This is a genomic window from Bradyrhizobium septentrionale (assembly GCF_011516645.4).
GTDB lineage: Bacteria > Pseudomonadota > Alphaproteobacteria > Rhizobiales > Xanthobacteraceae > Bradyrhizobium > Bradyrhizobium septentrionale.
Map to the genome: position 1 here is coordinate 4,067,738 of NZ_CP088285.1, position 20,341 is coordinate 4,088,078.

Annotated in this window: 16 protein-coding genes; 8 read left to right on the plus strand and 8 right to left on the minus strand. The window is 65.4% G+C overall.

Annotated features, from left to right (window positions below):
* The first annotated feature begins 183 nt into the window (after positions 1–183).
* On the plus strand, positions 184–1,185 hold the full coding sequence (locus HAP48_RS21080) for an SPFH domain-containing protein (protein WP_029077532.1): 1,002 nt from the start codon (positions 184–186) through the stop codon (positions 1,183–1,185).
* A gap of 40 nt (positions 1,186–1,225) precedes the next feature.
* Positions 1,226–1,672 carry an NfeD family protein gene (locus tag HAP48_RS21085; RefSeq protein WP_166210460.1) on the plus strand — a complete coding sequence of 149 codons (447 nt, stop codon included), beginning with the start codon at positions 1,226–1,228 and terminating at the stop codon, positions 1,670–1,672.
* A 195-nt stretch (positions 1,673–1,867) separates the two neighbouring features.
* Here the strand turns inward: HAP48_RS21085 and HAP48_RS21090 are convergent, their stop codons facing one another.
* On the minus strand, positions 1,868–2,194 hold the full coding sequence (locus tag HAP48_RS21090; protein WP_166210456.1) for a winged helix-turn-helix transcriptional regulator: 327 nt from the start codon (positions 2,192–2,194) through the stop codon (positions 1,868–1,870).
* Between the two features lie 89 nt (positions 2,195–2,283).
* On the opposite strand from HAP48_RS21090, the gene HAP48_RS21095 reads away from it, so the two are divergent.
* Positions 2,284–2,823, plus strand: a complete 540-nt coding sequence (locus tag HAP48_RS21095) for a carboxymuconolactone decarboxylase family protein (RefSeq protein WP_166210454.1) — start codon at positions 2,284–2,286, stop codon at positions 2,821–2,823.
* 152 nt (positions 2,824–2,975) lie between these two features.
* Here HAP48_RS21095 and HAP48_RS21100 read toward each other — a convergent pair whose 3' ends face one another.
* Positions 2,976–3,983 carry a KpsF/GutQ family sugar-phosphate isomerase gene (locus tag HAP48_RS21100; protein WP_166210451.1) on the minus strand — a complete coding sequence of 336 codons (1,008 nt, stop codon included), beginning with the start codon at positions 3,981–3,983 and terminating at the stop codon, positions 2,976–2,978.
* Between the two features lie 186 nt (positions 3,984–4,169).
* On the opposite strand from HAP48_RS21100, the gene HAP48_RS21105 reads away from it, so the two are divergent.
* Complete coding sequence (locus HAP48_RS21105) at positions 4,170–5,927, plus strand: outer membrane beta-barrel protein (RefSeq protein ID WP_420869904.1); 1,758 nt, start codon at positions 4,170–4,172, stop codon at positions 5,925–5,927.
* A 113-nt stretch (positions 5,928–6,040) separates the two neighbouring features.
* A complete protein-coding gene (locus tag HAP48_RS21110) occupies positions 6,041–6,484 on the plus strand; it encodes a hypothetical protein (RefSeq protein WP_166210445.1) in 444 nt (147 codons plus the stop codon).
* Positions 6,485–6,643: 159 nt separating this feature from the next.
* Here the strand turns inward: HAP48_RS21110 and HAP48_RS21115 are convergent, their stop codons facing one another.
* Positions 6,644–8,101: a glutamate synthase subunit beta gene (locus tag HAP48_RS21115; RefSeq protein WP_166210442.1), complete on the minus strand. Its 1,458-nt coding sequence runs from the start codon at positions 8,099–8,101 to the stop codon at positions 6,644–6,646.
* Between the two features lie 137 nt (positions 8,102–8,238).
* Positions 8,239–13,002: a glutamate synthase large subunit gene (gltB, locus tag HAP48_RS21120; RefSeq protein WP_166210439.1), complete on the minus strand. Its 4,764-nt coding sequence runs from the start codon at positions 13,000–13,002 to the stop codon at positions 8,239–8,241.
* Positions 13,003–13,477: 475 nt separating this feature from the next.
* Here gltB and HAP48_RS21125 point away from each other — a divergent pair, with 475 nt between their 5' ends.
* Complete coding sequence (locus HAP48_RS21125; protein ID WP_166210436.1) at positions 13,478–14,278, plus strand: hypothetical protein; 801 nt, start codon at positions 13,478–13,480, stop codon at positions 14,276–14,278.
* Positions 14,279–14,360: 82 nt separating this feature from the next.
* Here the strand turns inward: HAP48_RS21125 and HAP48_RS21130 are convergent, their stop codons facing one another.
* On the minus strand, positions 14,361–14,834 hold the full coding sequence (locus HAP48_RS21130) for an Hsp20 family protein (protein ID WP_029077522.1): 474 nt from the start codon (positions 14,832–14,834) through the stop codon (positions 14,361–14,363).
* 217 nt (positions 14,835–15,051) lie between these two features.
* Here HAP48_RS21130 and HAP48_RS21135 point away from each other — a divergent pair, with 217 nt between their 5' ends.
* The gene (locus tag HAP48_RS21135; protein WP_166210433.1) at positions 15,052–15,999 is read left to right on the plus strand and encodes an alpha/beta hydrolase; all 948 of its coding nucleotides are present in this window, start codon (positions 15,052–15,054) and stop codon (positions 15,997–15,999) included.
* A gap of 27 nt (positions 16,000–16,026) precedes the next feature.
* Here the strand turns inward: HAP48_RS21135 and HAP48_RS21140 are convergent, their stop codons facing one another.
* Both HAP48_RS21140 and HAP48_RS21145 read right to left on the minus strand, forming a co-directional pair.
* Entirely contained in the window at positions 16,027–16,686 is a 660-nt protein-coding gene (locus HAP48_RS21140) for a hypothetical protein (protein WP_166210430.1), read from the minus strand.
* Positions 16,687–16,745: 59 nt separating this feature from the next.
* Positions 16,746–18,545, minus strand: coding sequence for an adenylate/guanylate cyclase domain-containing protein (locus tag HAP48_RS21145; protein WP_166210427.1), 1,800 nt, complete (start codon positions 18,543–18,545; stop codon positions 16,746–16,748).
* Between the two features lie 239 nt (positions 18,546–18,784).
* On the opposite strand from HAP48_RS21145, the gene HAP48_RS21150 reads away from it, so the two are divergent.
* Positions 18,785–19,420, plus strand: a complete 636-nt coding sequence (locus HAP48_RS21150) for a LysE family translocator (protein ID WP_166210424.1) — start codon at positions 18,785–18,787, stop codon at positions 19,418–19,420.
* 123 nt (positions 19,421–19,543) lie between these two features.
* Here the strand turns inward: HAP48_RS21150 and HAP48_RS21155 are convergent, their stop codons facing one another.
* Positions 19,544–20,296, minus strand: a complete 753-nt coding sequence (locus HAP48_RS21155) for a sulfite exporter TauE/SafE family protein (protein ID WP_166210421.1) — start codon at positions 20,294–20,296, stop codon at positions 19,544–19,546.
* Positions 20,297–20,341: the final 45 nt, after the last annotated feature.

Genomic DNA, 20,341 nt, shown 5'->3' on the forward strand with positions numbered 1-20,341 from the left:
AAGGCTGAGGCTCATTGTTAACGATCCGTGACACCGGACACGGCCATTCGCTTGTATCTGGTCATCCGACAACAGCTTCCTATGTGCTAGGGAGAACAACCGCTGGCTGAACCGGCGGAGCGGTCCTGCCGACCAATGCACGGACCGTGCCTGGCGATGGTCTCGCGGGCCCTGGAGGACTTTATGACTGGCTTCGACATTTTCGCGATCGCGCTTGTTCTTCTCGTCATCGTCACGCTGTTCGCCGGGATCAAGACCGTTCCGCAGGGCTATGACTGGACCATCGAACGGTTCGGCAAGTACACCCGCACGCTGTCGCCCGGCCTCAATCTGATCGTGCCCTATTTCGATCGCATCGGGCGCAAGATGAACATGATGGAGCAGGTGATCAACATCCCCGAGCAGGAGGTGATCACCAAGGACAACGCCACCGTGACGGTGGACGGCGTCGCATTCTTCCAGGTGTTCGATGCCGCGAAGGCGAGCTACGAGGTCGCCAATCTCAACCAGGCGATCATCGTGCTGACCATGACCAACATCCGCTCGGTGATGGGCTCGATGGATCTCGACCAGGTGCTGTCGCATCGCGACGAGATCAACGAGCGGCTGCTGCGCGTGGTCGACGCCGCGGTCTCGCCCTGGGGCCTGAAGGTCAACCGCATCGAGATCAAGGACATCGTGCCGCCGGCCGACCTCGTCGAGGCGATGGGCCGGCAGATGAAGGCCGAGCGCGTCAAGCGCGCCGACATCCTGCAGGCCGAAGGCCAGCGGCAGTCCGAGATCTTGCGCGCCGAGGGCGCCAAGCAGGGCCAGATCCTGCAGGCCGAAGGCCGCAAGGAGGCTGCGTTCCGCGACGCCGAGGCGCGCGAGCGTTCCGCCGAGGCCGAGGCGAGGGCAACCCAGATGGTCAGCGATGCCATCGCCAAGGGCGACGTCGCGGCGCTGAACTATTTCATCGCCGACAAGTACATCAAGGCGTTCGGGCAACTGGCCGACTCGCCGAACCAGAAAATCATCATGTTGCCGATCGAGGCGACCAGCATCCTCGGCTCGCTCGCCGGCATCGGCGAGATCGCCAAGGCCACCTTCGGTGAGAGCGCTGCCTCCGCCGCGGCCGCCGCGCGGCGCGGCTCGGTGCCGCCGGCAGGTCCAACGCCGCCGCCGCCGGTGCCGCCGCAGCGGTAGGGCGTGACGGCGTCACGCCCGCAATGATAGAGGTCATGTCATGGCCGAGATGTTTTCGACATTGGGTACCTGGAACTGGCTGATCTTCGGCTTCATCCTGATGGCGCTGGAGCTCGCGGCGCCCGGGGTGTTCCTGTTCTGGCTCGGGCTCGCAGCGCTCTTGGTCGGCCTGCTGTCGTTCGTCTTCACGCCGTCCTGGCAGATGCAGCTCCTGATGTTCGCAGTCTTTGCTGCGCTCGCGGTGCCGGTCTGGCGGCATTTCGCCAGGGGCGCGACCGAGGCGAGCAAGAGCAATCCATTCCTCAACCGCCGCAACGAAGCCCTGGTCGGCCGCGAATTCACGCTGGAGAAGCCGATCGTCGACGGCTCAGGCACGGTGCGGATCGACGACACGGTCTGGCGTGTCGCCGGCCCCGATGCGCCGGCCGGCAGCCGGGTCAAGGTGGTCCGCGCCGACGGTGCGAGCCTGACGGTGGCGATAGCTTAACCTCCGCCAAACGAGGCCCTTGCTTACCTCGCCCCGCTTGCGGGGAGAGGTCGGATCGCATCGTCCAGATGCGATCCGGGTGAGGGGGTACAGGTCCCAACTCTCGGCTCACTCGCGGATAGAGCCCCTCACCCCAACCCTCTCAGAGCGAGCTCCGCTCGTCTCGACCCCGTAAGAACGGGGAGAGGGGGAAGATCAGCGCTTGCTCCATCGCTCGGCGAAGCGATTGAGCGGCGTGAAGGTCTGGAACAGCTCCCTGCCGAGCGCGGTGAGGCCGTAACCATCATTCGTCAGCTCGACGAACCCTGCCTCGCGCAGCTCGGTCAATCGCGTCTGCAGGATCGTCGGTGAGGCCTCGTCGCACGCGCTGCGCAGCGCGCGCGAGGTCAGCGCGGTCTCGCGCAGCTCCCAGATGATGCGCAAGGTCCAGCGCCGTCCCAAGAGATCGAGCAGCGCCATGATCGGGCGGCCGCTCCGCGAGCCGCGAACGCCGGGTTTTGTGGCGGGAGCCTGCCTTGCCATGCCGTGAATCCCTCCTGAATCCCGCTTGCGTCGGGCGCTACAGATATTGTAGCGTGATGCTACAGTAAATGTAGCAAGGAGATCGAGCCATGTCACGTATCGCGCCGCTCGATCCGCCCTACGCGGCGGACGTTCAACAGCATTTCGATCGCATCATGCGCGGCAAGCCGCCGCTGGTACTGTTCCGCATGATGGCCGGCCATCCGCGCGCCTGGGAGAAGTTTCGCGGCGGCAGCCTGCTCGACCGCGGGCCGCTTCCCTTGCGGGAGCGCGAGATCGTGATCGACCGCACCTGTGCGCTCAATGGATGCGAATATGAATGGGGCGTGCATGTCACGGCGTTCGGCGCCGCCGCCGGGCTGTCGGAGCAGCAGGTCGACGCCACCGTGCGCGGCAAGGCCGACGCCGACTGCTGGTCGCCGGCCGAGCAGGCGATGATCGCGGCGGTCGATGCGCTGCATGCACACGCGACGTTGAGCGACGCGGAGTATGCGGCGCTGTCGGCGCATTATGATGACGATCAGGTGCTGGAGATCATCCTGCTGTGCGGCTTCTACCGCACCGTCTCCTACCTCGCCAACGCGCTGGCCCTGCCGCTCGAGGCGACGGCGGCGCGGTTTCCGAGCTAACCGTCATTCGGGGGCGACGCGAAGCGGCGAGCTATGATGTGCAATTGCACATCTGAGAATCCATAACCACCATCGTGAGTATGGATTCCGGGCTCGCGCCAAGAGGCGCGCCCTCAGATGCGCAATTGCGCATCGGGGAATGACAAAAGGGCTTACGCCACGCCGGCGCGAAGCAGATCGTGCAGATGGATGATACCGACCGGCTTCTTCGCATCGGTCACGATCAGCGTCGTGATCTTCGAGGCGTTGAGCAGCTCCAGCGCTTCGCCGGCCAGCGTGTCGCGGCTGATTGTCTTCGGCGTTTTGGTCATGACCTCGTCGACCGACAGCGCCAGCAAATCGGGGCGCATCTGGCGGCGCAGATCGCCGTCGGTGACGATGCCGACGAGATGGCCGTGGCGGTCGACGATGCCGACGCAGCCGAATCCCTTGGAGGTCATCTCGACCAGCGCATCCGACATCTTGGTGCCGAGCGGCTTCAGCGGCAGCGTGTCGCCGCTGTGCATCAGGTCGCGGGCATATTTCAAGAGCGCGCCGAGCTTGCCACCCGGATGCAGCACGCTGAAATCGGTCGAGGTGAAGCCGCGGCCTTCGAGCAGCGCGATCGCCAGCGCATCGCCGAGCGCCAGCATCATCAGCGAGGAGGTGGTCGGCGCCAGATTGTGCGGGCAGGCCTCGCGGGCCTTGGGCAGCGTCAGCTGCACGTCGGCGGCCTTGCTCAGCGTCGAATCCTTGTCGGCGGTCATCGCGATCAGCGGAATGCCGAACCGCGCGGCATAGGCGATCAGATTGCGCATCTCCGGCTGCTCGCCGGACCATGACAGCGCCAGGATCACGTCATCGACGGTGATCATGCCGAGGTCGCCGTGGCTGGCTTCGGCGGCGTGCACGAAGAACGAAGGCGTGCCGGTCGAGGCGAAGGTCGCGGCGATCTTGCGGCCGATATGGCCTGACTTGCCGAGCCCGGTGACGATCAGGCGTCCCTTGGCCTTGCCGATCAGCTCGGCCGCTGCCGCGAACGGCGCGCCGAGGTCGGACTTCAGGGCCGCGGAAAGGGCTGCGACGCCGCTTGCTTCGGCATCGAGGGTGCGGAGCGCCGACTGAATGGCGCCGTCATCGGGGCCGGATGATTTGGTCATCAGCGGTTTCGGTTTGGCCATTTCGCATTCCAGGGGAGGGGTTTTGCACCCGGGCGTCTCCCTTAGCACGTTCGATTCCGCGATGCGACGCGCGGCGGCCGATCCTCAACGGGTCATTAACCATAATTGTTTTAACTCCATTAAGGACGTTTTCCGCCGCCCGGCGGGATGCATACGTCAAGTACATGAATTCGTTGGAGTATTTCCATCGTGTGGCGGCGGCCAGCAAGCGGCCCAAATCGGCGCGGACGCCTCGTTCGCGTGGTTTTGCCATGTCCTTTGCTGACTGCTCTTGCGCTGACCGCCAGCGGTGGGCTCGCCGAGGCCCAGACCGTGACGCCGGATCTGTTCAGTCCGAGCCGCCAGAGCCAGGTGATCACACCGGATTCGCCGCTGCGCCGGACCACGGCCGAGGCGCTCGATCCGCTCAACAGCTTAAGGCTGCCGGACGCCGATCGCGACCGGCGTTCGTCATCTTCATCGATGTCGACGTCACAGCGGATCGGGCAGGTCCCGACCTACGGGCTGCCGGCTGCGAACGGCGCCGCGACGTCGGGCTATGACTCGCTCAACCGCAAACGCCTGAAGCCGAAATATTATCCGGGCCAGGCCAAGCCGAAGCCGCCGCCGGGACCCGGCTCGCCGGTGCCTACACCGCCGCCGCTCAACGCGAGCGGGCAGTTGCGGCTGTCGATCCCGCCGTCGGAAACCGCCAGCAAGCCGCCGCTGCCGCCGGCGATGGCCGGCACCATCGTCGGCCAGCCGCCGCGCAGGCGGCTCAAGATCGACGACGATCCGTTCGGTGCGGTCGGCGACTACGCCGGCTCGTTCATGGTCAAAACTGCGGTCGAGGTGATGGCCGGCTACGACACCAATCCCGGCCGTCTCAATTCGCCGCAGGGCAGGGCGTTCTACATGGTCGCGCCGGAATTCCTCGCGGTGTCGGACTGGGAGCGTCACGCTGTCGTCGCCGACCTGCGCGGCTCCTTCACCGGCTATGGCTCGCAGCTGACGCCGAACGCCGACGGCACGCCGCTGTCGGCGCCGCTCGATGTCGACCGTCCGAATTTCACCGGCCATATCGACGGCCGTCTTGACGTCTCCAGAGACACGCATCTGTTGGGGCAGGCCCGCCTGCTGGTCTCGACCGACAATCCCGGCAGCCCGAACGTGCAGGCTGGTCTCGCCAGATATCCGATCTACACCACGGTCGGCGGCACCTTCGGCATCGACCAGCATTTCAACCGCATGCAGGTCTCGCTCGGCGCCACCGTCGACCGCACCGACTACCAATGGTCGAAGCTCACCGACGGCACCTCGTCGTCGAACGACGACCGCAACTTCACCCAGTATGGCGGCGTCGGCCGCGTCAGCTATGAGCTCAATCCGGCCGTGAAGGCCTTTGTCGAAGTGGAGGGCGACAGCCGCTTCCATGATCTCTATCTCGACCGCTCCGGCTACGCGCGCAATTCGTCGGGCGGTTATGCCAAGGTCGGTACGTCGTTCGAGTTCACGCGGATTCTGTTCGGCGAGGTCTCGATTGGCTATGCTAGGCGCGACTATGTCGACCCGCGGCTTAGCCCACTCGAAGGCCTGCTCACCACGGCCTCGCTGACCTGGAATGCGACGCCGCTGACCACGGCCAAATTCTATTCCGACACCCAGCTCGGCGAGACCACGCTGCCCGGCACCTCGGGCGTGCTGTCGCGCACCTACACCGTCGAGGTCGACCACGACTTCCGCCGCTGGCTGACCGGCATCGGCAAGTTCACCTACGGCACGCTCGATTACCAGGGCGACAACCGCAACGACACCATCTACTCGGTGTCCGGCGACCTGATCTACAAGATGACCCGCAGCCTCTGGATCAAGGGCACGCTGCGCCGCGACTGGCTGGATTCGAACCTCGTAGGACAGAGCTCGGCATCGACCGTGGTGATGCTCGGCGTGCGAGTGCAGAACTAGCCTCTTCTGCCCGGATAGGATGTCGTCGCCGCGTTATTGCCAACTTGTAATCCGGCGGCCTTGAACGAGGCGCGCGCTGGGACCCACCACTCTCTGCAGAGCTGGAGAGTCACATGAAACGCATCGTCATCGTCGCCGCATTGCTGATGAGCGCCGCCGTTCAAGCCCACGCCGATCAACTCACGGTCAGGTGGTACGACACCATCAGACCGCACGGACACAAGCGGCCGAATGCCGTCGGCATGGCCGCCGTGAGCGCCTGCAACCAGCGACTGGGCGAACCGGATCAGGGCTATATTCCCGAGGCCTTCAAGGATTGCATGCGTGGTTTCGGATACCGCTTCATGTCCGACACGCTGAAGCGCAGTGGGCGGCCCGCGACCGTTTACAATCGCGACTCGCGGGACCCGTCGGTCGGTTGGCACACCGAGAACGGAATGCGGGTGTGCCACAACGATTGCGATAATCCGGAAATCCCGGGCTCCGGTGCAGTGTGCCGGAACGTCAACGTGATGGGTATGACAATGCGGGAATGCGTGACGGGGAGTTCGCTGTAGCTACATCACCCATTGATCGTCATGCCCGCGCGTGCGGGCATCCAGCACGCCGCGGCCTGTCCGTTCGAACTCTGACGCCTCTGGAATGCTGGATCGCCCGCTTTCGCGGGCGATGACAGTTCGGTGTGTGGCTACAATTCGAGGCAACCGCCCGGGCAATTACCCCGGCAGGTCGGTCTTCCCCATCAGGAAGCCGTCGATCGAACGCGCGCACTGGCGGCCTTCGCGGATCGCCCAGACCACCAGCGACTGGCCGCGGCGCATGTCGCCGGCGGAGAAGATCTTGGCGCGCGAGGTCTGGTAGTCGTGCAAGGACGCGCGGACGTTGCCGCGCTGGTCGAGCTCGACGCCGAGCGTCTTGAGCAGGCCCTCGTGCACCGGATGGACAAAGCCCATCGCCAGCAGCACGAGCTCGGCCTCGAGCGTGAACTCGGTGCCGGGCAGCGGCTTGAACTTGTCGTCGACCTTGACGCAATGCAGCTTGGCGACCTTGCCGTCCTTGCCTTCGAACTTCGTCGTCAGCACGGCGTATTCGCGCACCGCGCCTTCGGCCTGGCTCGACGACGTCCGCATCTTCAGCGGCCAGTTCGGCCAGGTCACGCCCTTGTTCTCGTGCTCGGGCGGCGCCGGCATGATCTCGAGCTGGGTCACCGACTTGGCACCCTGACGGAACGAGGTGCCGATGCAGTCCGAACCGGTGTCGCCGCCGCCGATCACGACGACATGCTTGCCGCCGGCGAGGATGTCGGCGGTACCGTCCAGCGGCTCGCCGGAGACGCGGCGGTTCTGCTGCGGCAGGAAGTCCATCGCGAAGTGGATGCCGGCGAGCTCGCGGCCCGGGATTGGCAGATCGCGCGGGGCCTCCGCGCCGCCGGTCAGCGCCACTGCGTCATACTGTTTGGCGAGCTCCTGCGGATCGATCGCGCCGGGCGTTGAGCCACCCACCGCCATGCCGTAGTGGAAGGTGACGCCCTCGGCTTCCATCTGCGCCACGCGGCGGTCGATGATGTTCTTCTCCATCTTGAAGTCGGGAATGCCGTAGCGCAGCAGGCCGCCGGCCTTGGCGAACTTCTCGTAGACATGCACCTCGTGGCCGGCGCGCGCGAGCTGCTGCGCGCAGGCCATGCCGGCGGGGCCGGAGCCGATCACGGCGACCTTCTTGCCGGTCTTCTGGGGAGCGATCTCCGGCTTCAGCCAGCCATTGTCCCAGGCACGGTCGACGATCGCGCATTCGATGGTCTTGATGGTGACCGGGTTGTCGTCGATGTTGAGCGTGCAGGACGCTTCGCACGGCGCCGGGCAGATCCGGCCGGTGAACTCGGGGAAATTGTTGGTCGAGTGCAGATTGCGCGAGGCCTCTTCCCAGTTGCCCTGATAGACGAGGTCGTTGAAATCGGGGATCTGGTTGTTGACCGGGCAGCCCGGCGTGCCCGGCGCGGTCGAGCCGGTGCCGTGGCAATAGGGGATGCCGCAGTTCATGCAGCGCGCCGCCTGGTCGCGTGTGTCCTTCTCGCTCAGCGGAATGACGAACTCGTTGAAGTTCTTGAGCCGCTCGGCGACCGGCTCGTACTTGCGCTCATGCCGCTCGATCTCGAGAAAACCTGTGATCTTACCCATTGAAACCCGATGCCCCTGCATCTCAGTTGTTCCGTCATTCCGGGCTGCGCCGCGAGGCGCAGACCCGAAGGTCCCGAAGTCGGTTGGCGAGATTCCGGGTTCGCGCTTCGCGCGCCCCGGAATGACGCCTGGTGATATTACGCGCCGATCGCGATTTTCGGCTCGGCGTCGGCGTTCGCCTTCATTTCCTTCAGCGCGCGGCGGTACTCCACCGGCATCACCTTGCGGAATTTCGGCAGCCAGCTCTTCCAGTCGGCGAGGATCTCGGCCGCCTTCTTCGAGCCGGTCAGCTTGGCGTGACGCGTGATCAGGACATGCAGCCGCTCCACATCGGAGTCGAGCAGGTTCTGGAACACGTCGACCCGGCCATGCGCTTCGAGATCGCCGGAGTGGTGGTAGGTGCCGGCGTTGATCAGCTCCTCCGACAGCACCGGCTCGAGCTCGACCATCGACAGGTTGCAGAGCTTGGCGAAGTCGCCGGCCTCGTCGAGCACATAGGCGATGCCGCCGGACATGCCGGCCGCGAAGTTGCGCCCGGTCTTGCCGAGCACCACCACGATGCCGCCGGTCATGTATTCGCAGCAGTGATCGCCGGCGCCTTCGACGACCGCGACCGCGCCGGAGTTACGCACGGCAAAACGCTCGCCGGCGATGCCGCGGAAATAGCACTCACCCGCGATCGCGCCGTACATCACGGTGTTGCCGACGATGATCGATTCCTCCGGAACGATGCCGGAGATCTTCGGCGGCTTGACGATGATGCGTCCGCCCGAGAGGCCCTTGCCGACATAGTCGTTGCCTTCACCCTCGAGATCGAAGGTGACGCCCTTGGCGAGCCAGGCGCCGAACGCCTGTCCCGCGGTGCCCTTCAGGCTGACATGGATGCTGTCGAGCGGCAGGCCGGCGTGGCCGTAGATCTTGGCCACCGCGCCCGACAGCATTGCGCCGGCGGAACGGTCGGTGTTGTTGATCTCTTCCTCGATCCTGACCGGCGCGCCGCGATCGAGCGCGGCCTGCGCCTTGTCGATCAGCCGGCGGTCGAGCACGGCGTCCAGATGGTGGTTCTGGCTTTCCGAGTGATAGATCGTCTGGCCCTTCTCCTCCTGCTGCCGCACGAACAGCTTGGAGAAATCGAGGCCCTTGGCCTTCCAGTGCGAGACCAAAGCGGTCTGGTCCAGCATCTGGACCTGGCCGACCATCTCGTCGAAGTTCTTGTAGCCGAGCTGCGCCATGATCTCGCGGACTTCCTCGGCGACGAAGAAGAAGTAGTTGATGACGTGCTCGGGCTGGCCGGTGAAGCGCTTGCGCAGCACCGGATCCTGGGTCGCAACCCCGACCGGGCAGGTGTTGAGGTGGCACTTGCGCATCATGATGCAGCCCGCCGCGATCAAGGGCGCGGTGGCGAAGCCGAACTCGTCGGCGCCGAGCAGCGCGCCGATCACGACGTCACGGCCGGTGCGGAAGCCGCCGTCGACCTGCACCGCGATACGGCTGCGCAGCCGCTGGCGCACCAGCGTCTGATGGGTTTCGGCGAGACCGATCTCCCACGGCGAGCCGGCGTGCTTGATCGAGGTCAAGGGCGAGGCACCGGTGCCGCCCTCGAAGCCCGCGATGGTCACATGGTCGGCGCGCGCCTTGGCGACGCCGGCGGCAACCGTGCCGACGCCGACCTCCGACACCAGCTTGACCGAGACCTGGCCGTCAGGATTGACGTTCTTGAGGTCGTAGATCAGCTGGGCGAGGTCTTCGATCGAGTAGATGTCGTGATGCGGCGGCGGCGAGATCAGGCCGACGCCCGGCGTCGAATGCCGCACGCGGGCGATGGTCGCGTCGACCTTGTGGCCGGGCAGCTGGCCGCCTTCGCCGGGCTTGGCACCCTGCGCCATCTTGATCTGCATCATGTCGGAGTTGACGAGATATTCCGTCGTCACGCCGAACCGGCCCGAGGCAACCTGCTTGATCGCCGAGCGCATGCTGTCGCCGTTGGGCAGCGGCTTGAAGCGGTCGGATTCCTCACCGCCTTCGCCGGTGTTCGACTTGCCGCCGATCCGGTTCATGGCGATCGCGAGCGTGGTGTGCGCCTCGCGCGAGATCGAGCCGAACGACATCGCGCCGGTCGAGAACCGCTTGACGATGTCCTTGGCCGGCTCGACGTCCTCGAGCTTGACCGGCTTGCGCTTGTCGTCCTCGGCGCTCTTGATCCGGAACAGGCCGCGCAGCGTCAGCAGACGCTCCGACTGCTCGTTGAGGATCTTGGCAAACGCCCGGTAGCGCTCCAGCGAGTTGCCGCGCACGGCATGCTGCAGCGTCGAGACCGATTCCGCGGTCCAGGCATGGTCCTCGCCGCGGGTCCGGTAGGCATATTCGCCGCCGACATCGAGCGCGCTCTTGTAGATCTGGCCGTCACCGAACGCGTCGTCGTGACGACGCACGGTCTCTTCCGCGATCTCCGCGAGGCCGACGCCCTCGATCCTTGTATGGGTGCCGGCAAAATACTTGGCGACGAAGTCCGCCTTCAGGCCGACCGCGTCGAATATCTGCGCGCCGCAATAGGACTGGTAGGTCGAGATGCCCATCTTGGACATCACCTTGAGCAGGCCCTTGCCGATCGACTTGATGTAGCGCTTGACGATCTCGTAGTCGTCGAGTGCTGCGGGCAGCCGGTCCTTCATCGCGAGGATGGTCTCGAACGCGAGATAGGGGTTGATCGCTTCGGCGCCGTAGCCGGCGAGGCAGGCGAAGTGATGCACCTCGCGCGGCTCACCGGATTCCACGACCAGGCCGACCGAAGTGCGCAGGCCGGTGCGGATCAAATGATGATGCACGGCGGCGCAGGCCAGCAGCGACGGGATCGGAATCCGGTCGGTGCCGGTCATGCGGTCCGACAGGATGATGATGTTGATGCCCTCGCGCACCGCGCCCTCGGCACGCGCGCAGAGCTCGTCGAGCACCTGCTCCATGCCCGCCGCGCCGAAGCCGGCGTGGAAGGTGGTGTCGAGCGTGCGCGACTTGAAGTGGGTCTCGGCGACGTCGGAGATCGAGCGGATCTTCTCGAGGTCGGCGTCGGTCAGGATCGGCTGGCGCACTTCGAGGCGCTTGGTCGAGGCCAGGCCCTGCAGGTCGAACAGGTTCGGCCGCGGCCCGATGATCGAGACGAGGCTCATCACCAGCTCCTCGCGGATCGGGTCGATCGGCGGGTTGGTGACCTGCGCGAAGTTCTGCTTGAAGTAGGTGAACAGCTGCTTCGGCTTGTCCGACAGCGCCGAGATCGGCGTGTCGTTGCCCATCGAGCCGGCGGCTTCCTCACCGGTGGCCGCCATCGGCGTCATCAGGATGGTGATGTCTTCCTGGCTGTAGCCGAACGCCTGCTGGCGATCGAGCAGCGGCAGGTTGGAGCGCACGCCCTTGGCCGCCGCATCCGGCAGCTCCTCGAGCTGGATCTGCGTGCGATGCAGCCAGTCGCTGTAGGGATGGCTCTTGGCGAGGTCGGCCTTGATCTCGTCGTCCGGAATCAGGCGGCCCTGCTCGAGGTCGACGAGCAGCATCTTGCCGGGCTGCAGCCGCCACTTGGTGACGATCTGGTCCTCCGGAATCTTCAGCACGCCCATTTCGGACGCCATCACGATGCGGTCGTCCTTGGTGACGAGATAGCGCGCCGGGCGCAGGCCGTTGCGGTCGAGCGTGGCGCCGATCTTGCGGCCGTCGGTGAAAGCGATCGCGGCCGGGCCGTCCCACGGCTCCATCAGCGCGGCATGATATTCGTAGAAGGCGCGGCGCTGCTCATCCATCAACGGATTGCCGGCCCACGCTTCCGGAATCATCATCATCACCGCGTGCGGCAGCGAGTAACCGCCCTGCACCAGGAATTCGAGCGCGTTGTCGAAGCAGGCGGTGTCGCTCTGGCCTTCATAGGAGATCGGCCAGAGACGGCTGATGTCCTTGCCGTAAGCTTCCGAATGCACCGAAGCTTGCCGCGCCGCCATCCAGTTGACGTTGCCGCGCAGCGTGTTGATCTCGCCGTTATGGGCGATCATCCGGTACGGATGCGCCAGCGACCAGGTCGGGAAGGTGTTGGTCGAGAAGCGCTGATGCACCAGCGCCAGCGCGCTGTCGAAATCGGCTTCATGCAGGTCGGGATAATACTTGCCGAGCTGGTCGGCCAGGAACATGCCCTTGTAGATCACAGTGCGGCACGACAGCGAGCACGGGTAGTAGCCCGCCATGCCGCGGTCGCGACGCTGATAGATCGCCTGCGAGATCGACTTGCGCAGAATGTAGAGCCGGCGCTCGAAATCGTCCTCGGTCTTGGCGGCGCCGTTGCGGCCGATGAAGACCTGCATGTGATAGGGCTCGGTCGGCTTCACGGTGACGCCAAGCGAGGAATTGTCGCTGGGTACATCGCGCCAGCCGAGCAGCTTGAAGCCCTCGTTCTTGATCTCGTCGGCGATGATGCTCTTGATCACGTTCCGCCACGCGGCATCGCGCGGCATGAACAGCGCGCCGATGGCGTATTCGCCGGGCTGCGGCAGCTTGAAGCCGAGCTCTGCGGCCTTGCGCGCGAAGAAGGCGTGCGGGATCTGCACCAAAATGCCGGCGCCGTCGCCGGCGCGCGGGTCGGCGCCGACGGCGCCGCGATGCTCGAGGTTGCACAGGATGCTCAGCGCATCGGAGACGATCTGATGCGACTTCTGGCCCTTGATGTTGGCGATGAAGCCGACGCCGCAGGAATCCTTTTCCAGGCTGAGGTCGTACAGGCCTTCGGCTTGCGGGCGCCAAGTGTGCAGTTCGGGAGTGAAGGGTCCAAAAGACCCATCATGCGCGGCATCGGCGGCTTTCGAGTCCGCGGTCGCCGACAGCGCACCTGCCACGATGATTTCGCGCTCGAATTCCGACCCGCTCATGTGTCCTCTCCCTTGCGTCAGGGGCCTCACCGTATTTGGCGCACCTTGGACGTTGCGGCACCCACCGGGCCACCGCTCGTCCGCCGCGAGCCGCATTTTCCTAAATTCAGACGTCGGGCGTTTCAACGTCCCCTGCGGAACGGCCCTGCCTGCAGCATTCTCGGAGCCCGGGGCGCCGAGGTTTCGTTGCAATCCCTATGCCGGAATGGCCTCGAATTTGAGACAGTCTTGCTGTCCTAACTTCGACCTTGCCAAATTTTTGTCTATCACACAAGCGCGAGGAAGTCCTCGCCCGCATGCTCGGAACGAACGGCTCGGCCGGCCCGCCGCGCCCCTGATTCGAAGCAAACACGCCGTGATCTGGCCCAAGGAGGGACCAAGGACCGCCGGATTTCAAACTGAAATTTTACTCCGGGCAAGCCGGCCAGAGAGCGGGAAGCTCCTTAAGGGCGTGGGCAAGACAGGAGTAACGGCGATGAAGTTGTTCACAGGTTCGGTTGCAGCCGCCGCCCTCGCGCTCAGCGCACTCTCGGCCCAGGCCCAGCTGGCCACATCGGCCCGGATCGGCAGCCCGGTTTTGATCAAGGTATCCGACATGGGCGGGCCCTATGCCGCCATGCCCGAGGTTCCGCCACCGCCGCGCTTCGGCCGAGTCCCGAGCCTGCTGCCGCCGGTCGAGGTCTACACCGTGCTTCGCGAGAACGGGTACCTGCCGCTCGGCGCCCCCCGGCAGCGCGGTTTCGTCTACACGATCTCTGTGATCGACCAGGGCGGCGACGACGGCCGGCTGGTGATCGACGCCCGCGACGGGCACATCATCCGCTTCACCCCGGCCTACCGGCTCGGCGACAATTACGAAGAGGAGCTGAGCGCGAACTACGGCCCGGTCGGCCCGATGCCGTGGCCGATCCAGGCCCGGGTGCCGCGGCCGCCGGCTCCGATTCCCCATGTCGCGAGCCGCGTGCCGGTGCCGAAGCGCAGTCCGCTTGCGGCCAAGGCGCAGGTTCCCGCGGACGCTTCGGCTCCGGCTGCCCAAGCGGCTGTCCCGGCCGCGGTCCCGCAGCCCGCGCCCACCCAGGCGGCCGCGCCTGAGCCTGACCAGCAGGCCACAGCAGCGCCGAAGCCGGCCGAGGCCCAGGCGGCGCCGCAGGCCGTTCCGGCGCCGCAGGCCGTTCAGCGTGCCGAAGTTCCCACCGTCGGCCAGGCCGCTCCGCCGCCACCCGCGCCCGCGATCCTGCCCACCCAGGACATGCCGAAGGTGCAGGGGTTGGAGTGACGGTTACCAGCAACAAAAAACGCCCCGGTTTCCCGGGGCGTTTTCGCGTGCAGCCAATATCTGCTGACGCGGGACGTGTTGCTTAGGCCGCGACCTTCGCCGAGCCGTCAACGACCTGCGGAGCCTTCTCGCCGCCGCCGATCGGAATGCTGCGGGGCTTCTTGGCCTCGGGAATCTCGCGGACGAGATCGACGTGGAGCAGACCGTTCTCGAGCGAGGCGTTCTTCACCTGCACGAAGTCGGCAAGCTGGAAGACGCGCTCGAAGGCGCGAGAGGCGATGCCGCGATAGAGCACTTCGGAGGTGTTGCCGGAGTTCTCGTTGGCGGTCTTCTCGCCCTTGATCGTCAGCGTGTTCTCCTTCGCGACGATCGACAGCTCGGCCTGCGAGAAGCCGGAGACCGCGACGCTGATCCGGTAAGCATTCTCGCCGGTGCGCTCGATGTTGTAGGGGGGATAGCCGGGACTGCCGTCCGAGGTCACCTGATCGAGCAGGTTGAAGAGGCGGTCGAAGCCGACGGTCGAACGATAGAACGGAGTGAGGTCGTAGGTACGCATAGGGTTAGTCCTCCAGTGAGCGACTGTTTCAGTTACCCGCCCGCCATCGGGCCGGGCTTAGATGTGTGCAGCCTGATGTTCCGGTTCCGAAACACTGGTAGCGGCCTGCACTGAGGTGATATGGGAGGGGTTACGTCGCGTTCAAGGGACGGAAACAGCGTCGCTTTTGACGCCCGTGCCCTTGATCTCCACTCCGTCCCACCTACCGGTTCCCCGCATGACGCTCGTCTCGATTCCCGCCAATCCGGTTCCGGACGACGTGGTCAGTGGCACCATCAAGACACCCGACGGGGCCGAGCTGCGCTTTGCGCGCTGGGCCCCGCCGCCCGGCCGCAAGGGCACGGTCTGCGTGTTCGGCGGGCGCGGCGAGATGATCGAAAAATATTTCGAGACCGTGCGCGATTTGCGCGACCGCGGCTTTGCGGTGGCGACGATCGACTGGCGCGGGCAGGGCCACTCGTCGCGGCGGCTGCGCGATCCGCGCAAGGGTTACGTGCGCGACTTCGCCGACTACGAGGTCGACGTCGAGACCTTCGTGCAGCAGGTGGTGCTGCCGGATTGCCCGCCGCCCTATTTCGCGCTGGCGCATTCGATGGGCGGCGCGGTGATGCTGCGGCTTGCGCATGCCGGCAAGCGCTGGTTCGACCGCATGGTGCTGTCGGCGCCGATGATCGACCTGCCGCGGCGGCGGGTGTCGTTCTTTCCGAGCACGCTGCTCCGGATCATGCGCCTGGCCGGGCAGGGCGGCCGCTACGTTCCGGGCGGCGGCGGCGAGCTGGTCGGCCTCGCGCCCTTCATCGGCAATCCGGTGACCAGCGATCTGGTGCGCCACGCCCGCAACGCGGCGATCCTGGAGGAAGACCCGACGCTCGGTATCGCGGCGCCGACCATTGCCTGGGCCGATACCGCGTTCAAGGCGATGCGCACCTTCCGCGGCATGTCGTATCCGTCCGAAATCCGTCAGCCGATCCTGATGCTGGCAGCGAGCAATGACGAGGTGGTGTCGACGGCGGCGATCGAGGAGTTCGCCTATCATTTGCGCGCCGGCTCGCATCTCGTGATCGCCGGCTCCAAGCACGAGATCCTGCAGGAGCAGGACCGCTACCGCGCGCAATTCTGGGCGGCGTTCGACGCCTTCGTGCCGGGCACGCCGCTTTTCAAATGATCCACGTGTTTGCGGAAGGCCTGTGGCTCAGCCGTTGAGCAAGGCGACGATGCGGTCAGGAAAGCGCCGTTCGACGAACAGCGTCCTGACCTCGGCGACGCTGAGATAGCGGTCGTTGCCGTCGCCCTTGCCCATGATGTCGAGCAGCACCGGCCACTCGCCGAGCATCAAGAGCGGATAGTAGCCGTGCAGGATCGCGTAGGACGGCGGTTGCTCGTTCTTGGCGCGCTGGAAGTTCGCGGCCATGAAGGTCTTGATGTCGGACGCCGACAGCCCGCGTTCGGTGCCACCGTCAGGATTCGGATAGTCCTTGCCGAAGGTGGCGAGCCGGGCGATCTCGTCCTCATGCACCACCGCATGCTGGTCGAGGATGCGTGAGCCGGCGCCGTGCTTGTCGAGCGGGCCGTTGCGCAGCTCGTCGAGGATCGCGCCCTGGGTCAGGCTGCGCAACTGGCTGAACGGGCCGATGCCGTTGGCCATCTGCGCGACCATGAAGATCTTCGCCTTTGCGTCCGCACCCGCCAGGCCCGTCTTGCCGGTGGCGCGTCCGATCGTCCCGGTCAGTTCGGGCAGCGGCACGATATGACCGCCGACATAGTTGCCGGCGACGAGTGCGCGCAGGAACGGGCAGGGATTATTGGGAGAGACCTGCCGGGCAGGGGACTCAGCTGCAGGCATATCGGACATCAAACCACATCCTGAAAAGCTTCAGCCCAAAAAGCATCCATTACAGCGGATGAACTCGCTCAGGATTCAGCGGCGAATTTCGGCGTAGATGCAACCAGAACGAGTTTGCCGAAGGGCAGGCCGGCTTTCAAGAGGCCTTCGCGGTAATGCGCGATGTCGGCCGGGTTCTTCCAGTGGAAATTCCGCAAATGACGTTCGACCGTCAGATCGGGATGATCGGCGAGCAGCGCCTCTGCCGCCTGGGCGGCCTCGTCGGCGCGGCCAAGCTGGGCGAGCGCCGCGCTGCGCACCGCAAGGCACTGCAGATGGTTCGGGTTGAGATACAGCCCCTCGCGCGACCACGACAGCGACGCGTCATATTGTCCGAGCAGATAGTGGCTGAACGCATTCAGCCCGGCCCATTGGTAGCGCGGGTCGCTGTTGCCGCGCTGGACCGCCGTCGAGAACAGGTCGACCGCCTTGCGGTGGTCGCCGATCACCATGTGACAGATTCCGAGCACGCCGCGCGCGCCCATGTCGTAGGGGTTGAGCTCGATCGCCCGCTTGATGGCATCCATCGCGGCTTCGTAGTGGCCCTGCATCGCGTGCAGATAGGCCAGCAGCGAAAACGCGAACGAGGAGCGTGGGTCGAGCCGGACGCTGCTCTCGGCCAGGCTGACCGACGAGGCCCACAATTCGCGCGTGCTCGGAATCCAGCCGAACTGGATGCTCTGGATCTGGATCAGCGCGAGATAGGCGCGCGCGATCGACAGCGCGGGGTCGAGCTCGATCGCCTCCTTGAACAGCGCGATCGCGGTGTCGCAGTCGTCCTTGGTCTGGTGATAGTAGTGCGACAGGCCCTTCAGGAAGCGGTCCCACGCCGTCAGTTCGGCATTCGGCGAGCGCGCCGGTGCCGAGGCCTCGGCACGGTAGATCTCCTGGGCCACCGCGGCGGAGAGGTTGGCGGTGATCTCGTCCTGCATCGCGAACAGGTCGCCCATGTCGCGGTCATAGCGGCCGGTCCACAGCTGCTCGCCCTTCTCGGGCGCGATCAGTTCGGCGGAGACGCGGATCTTGTTGCCGGCGCGCCGGACCGAACCCTGGATCAAATAGGTCGCGTCGATCTCGCGCGCGATCAGGCGGGTCGAGACGCTCTTGCCCTTGTAGGCGAAGGTCGAGTTGCGGCTCAGCACGCGGTAGAAGGATTGCAGCGACAGCGCGTGGATCAGATCCTCAGTCAGGCCGTCGGAGAAATACTCGTCGGCGCCGCCGCTGAGATTGTCGAGCGGCAGCACGCCGACGATTGCGGTCCGGTATTGCCCCGGCAGATGCGGGCCATCGTCCGGGGTCTTCTCCTGCAGATCGGATCCGGCCGGCGCCCAGGTCCAGACATGGATCGGTTCGGCGATGTTCTTGAAGCGGTGCGGGCCGGCGTCCGCCAGGATGACGGCAAGCCGCCGCCCCGCTTCGGTGCGGGCCTTGTCCGATACCGCGATGCCGCCGGGCGCTGCGACCGTCTCGAGACGGACGGCAATGTTGACGTCGTCGCCGAACACCTCGTCCTCGTCGGCCATGACGTCGCCCATGTGGACGCCCATCCGGAAGTGCATGGCGCGGTCGGCCGGCAAATGCTCGTTGCGCTCGGCCATCATGGTCTGCATGGCGACGGCAGCCTCGATGGCGCCGATGATGCTCGGAAATTCCAGCAGGAAGCCGTCGCCGGTGTTTTTGACGATTCGGCCGCCATGGTTGAGGATGATCGGGTAGATCGCGCTGCGGTGCGCCTTGAACGAGGCATGCGTCCCCGCCTCGTCGGCGCCCATCATGCGGGAATAGCCGGCAATGTCAGCGCAAAGAATGGCAGCGAGCCGTCTTTCCATATTTCCTGTGCCCTGGAATGGCCACTCAGCCGAGGTGACCGAATCCGATACTTACAAGACAGGCCGGGTTCGGCGGAAGCTCGGTTTGCAGGCACCTATAATGCATAGTAGCAGGAATTGGCATGCGACCAACGGATCGTACAGTCCGTTTGTCTACTGAATTCGTGTGTCGCCGGGATGGCGCCCGTCGGCTGACCATCCTTATCCGGCCGTTACTTACATAGGTTAATTGCGCCGATATGCTGGGAATTCACGAACTTTGGCTTTTCGTCCTGTCCGGGCTGCTGCTCAACATCACGCCGGGCCCGGATACCGCCTACATCATCGGGCGCACGATTCAGCTGGGATGGCGCGGCGGCGCAGCTGCGGCAATCGGTATCAGCTGCGGCTGCCTGGTCCACGTGCTGGGCGCGGCGATCGGGCTGTCGGCGCTGCTGATGGCGTCGTCGACCGCGTTCCTGGCCGTCAAGCTGATCGGCGCGGCCTATCTGGTGTTGACCGGCCTGCAGATGCTGCTGTCGCGCGCCAAGCCGGTCGCGGAGATCGCCGGGCAGGGCGGTGAGACCTCGATCTCGCGCGTGTTCTGGCAGGGCGCGCTCACCAACATCCTCAATCCCAAGGTGGCGCTGTTCTTCCTGGCCTTCCTGCCGCAGTTCGTGGCGGGGGACGCGCCGCACAAGACGCTGGCCTTCCTGGTGCTCGGGCTGATCTTCATCACCGGCGGCACGCTGTGGTGCTTCGGTCTCGCCGCCTTTGCGGCGACGGCCGCCGGCCGTATCAGGCAATCGGCCGGCGTGATCGCCTGGATCAACCGCTCGCTCGGCGCGCTCTTCATCTATCTCGGCGTCCGCGTCGCCATGCTGGAGGCGCGCTAAGCGCGATGAGATTGGGGTGAATCGTCCTCGCGCTTCAGGCCTTTAGTTTGGGCATGATCTCCGCGCAAACGCGTTCCGCGTTTGTCGCGAGGGAAAACCGCTTCGCACTTTTCGGGATCATGCCTAGCCGTGGATCTTGAGCAGCGCGCTGCCGGCGAGATAGATGCCGAGCAGGATCATCGCGATCAGGAACCAGCGGCGGAAGACGTCCGGCTGCATCCGTGTGCGGACGGCCTGGCCGATGAACATGCCGGTGAATGATGCGACCATGGCGACCGCGCCCGGCAGTGCGGTGGCCGCCGTCAGCAGGCCTGATGCCGTGAGGTTGAAGGCGAGCGCGATGGTTGCGGTGGTGAAGAAGACGCCAAGCGCCTGCACCAGCTCGTCCTTCTCCATGCCGATCGCCTGCATGAACGGCATCGAGGGGATGACCTGAACCCCGGTGGCGGCCGAGATCAGCCCGGTAATGACCCCGACGATGCCGCCGATCCATTTTTCGTTGCGGCGCGCGACCTTGAAGTTGAATCGGCTCAGGCCGACGATCGCGTAGATCACCAGCAGCACGCCCAGCACGACGGTGCCGTAGGCCGCGTAAGGCCCGGTCAACAGCCCGGCATTGATCCAGATCCCCACCACGGTGCCGAGCATCAGCGGCCACAGCCGCTTGATGATGTCGCGCAGATAGGGGCCGACGAAGGTCTGCCAGATATTGGTGACGATCGCCGGCACGATCACGATCGCAATCGCCTGGCCCGGCGGCATCGTGGTTGCGAGCAGCCCCATCGCGACGGTCGGCAGACCGAGCCCGAGCGTACCCTTGACGAAACCGGCGAGCAGGAAGGCGAAGGCGATGAAGATCAGGAGATGGTCGACCATGCCTGCACATTGACCGATTGATCCGATCGGCACAATCTGGAGGTT

Bases quoted from the DNA above. Each gene is read 5' to 3' on its own strand.
- HAP48_RS21140 (WP_166210430.1), bottom strand. From the start codon at position 16,686: ATGTCCGATATGCCTGCAGCTGAGTCCCCTGCCCGGCAGGTCTCTCCC.
- HAP48_RS21100 (WP_166210451.1), bottom strand. From the start codon at position 3,983: ATGGCCAAACCGAAACCGCTGATGACCAAATCATCCGGCCCCGATGAC.
- HAP48_RS21135 (WP_166210433.1), top strand. From the start codon at position 15,052: ATGACGCTCGTCTCGATTCCCGCCAATCCGGTTCCGGACGACGTGGTC.
- HAP48_RS21130 (WP_029077522.1), bottom strand. From the start codon at position 14,834: ATGCGTACCTACGACCTCACTCCGTTCTATCGTTCGACCGTCGGCTTC.
- gltB (WP_166210439.1), bottom strand. From the start codon at position 13,002: ATGAGCGGGTCGGAATTCGAGCGCGAAATCATCGTGGCAGGTGCGCTG.
- HAP48_RS21085 (WP_166210460.1), top strand. From the start codon at position 1,226: ATGGCCGAGATGTTTTCGACATTGGGTACCTGGAACTGGCTGATCTTC.
- HAP48_RS21110 (WP_166210445.1), top strand. From the start codon at position 6,041: ATGAAACGCATCGTCATCGTCGCCGCATTGCTGATGAGCGCCGCCGTT.
- HAP48_RS21150 (WP_166210424.1), top strand. From the start codon at position 18,785: ATGCTGGGAATTCACGAACTTTGGCTTTTCGTCCTGTCCGGGCTGCTG.
- HAP48_RS21080 (WP_029077532.1), top strand. From the start codon at position 184: ATGACTGGCTTCGACATTTTCGCGATCGCGCTTGTTCTTCTCGTCATC.
- HAP48_RS21145 (WP_166210427.1), bottom strand. From the start codon at position 18,545: ATGGAAAGACGGCTCGCTGCCATTCTTTGCGCTGACATTGCCGGCTAT.
- HAP48_RS21125 (WP_166210436.1), top strand. From the start codon at position 13,478: ATGAAGTTGTTCACAGGTTCGGTTGCAGCCGCCGCCCTCGCGCTCAGC.
- HAP48_RS21095 (WP_166210454.1), top strand. From the start codon at position 2,284: ATGTCACGTATCGCGCCGCTCGATCCGCCCTACGCGGCGGACGTTCAA.
- HAP48_RS21155 (WP_166210421.1), bottom strand. From the start codon at position 20,296: ATGGTCGACCATCTCCTGATCTTCATCGCCTTCGCCTTCCTGCTCGCC.
- HAP48_RS21115 (WP_166210442.1), bottom strand. From the start codon at position 8,101: ATGGGTAAGATCACAGGTTTTCTCGAGATCGAGCGGCATGAGCGCAAG.
- HAP48_RS21090 (WP_166210456.1), bottom strand. From the start codon at position 2,194: ATGGCAAGGCAGGCTCCCGCCACAAAACCCGGCGTTCGCGGCTCGCGG.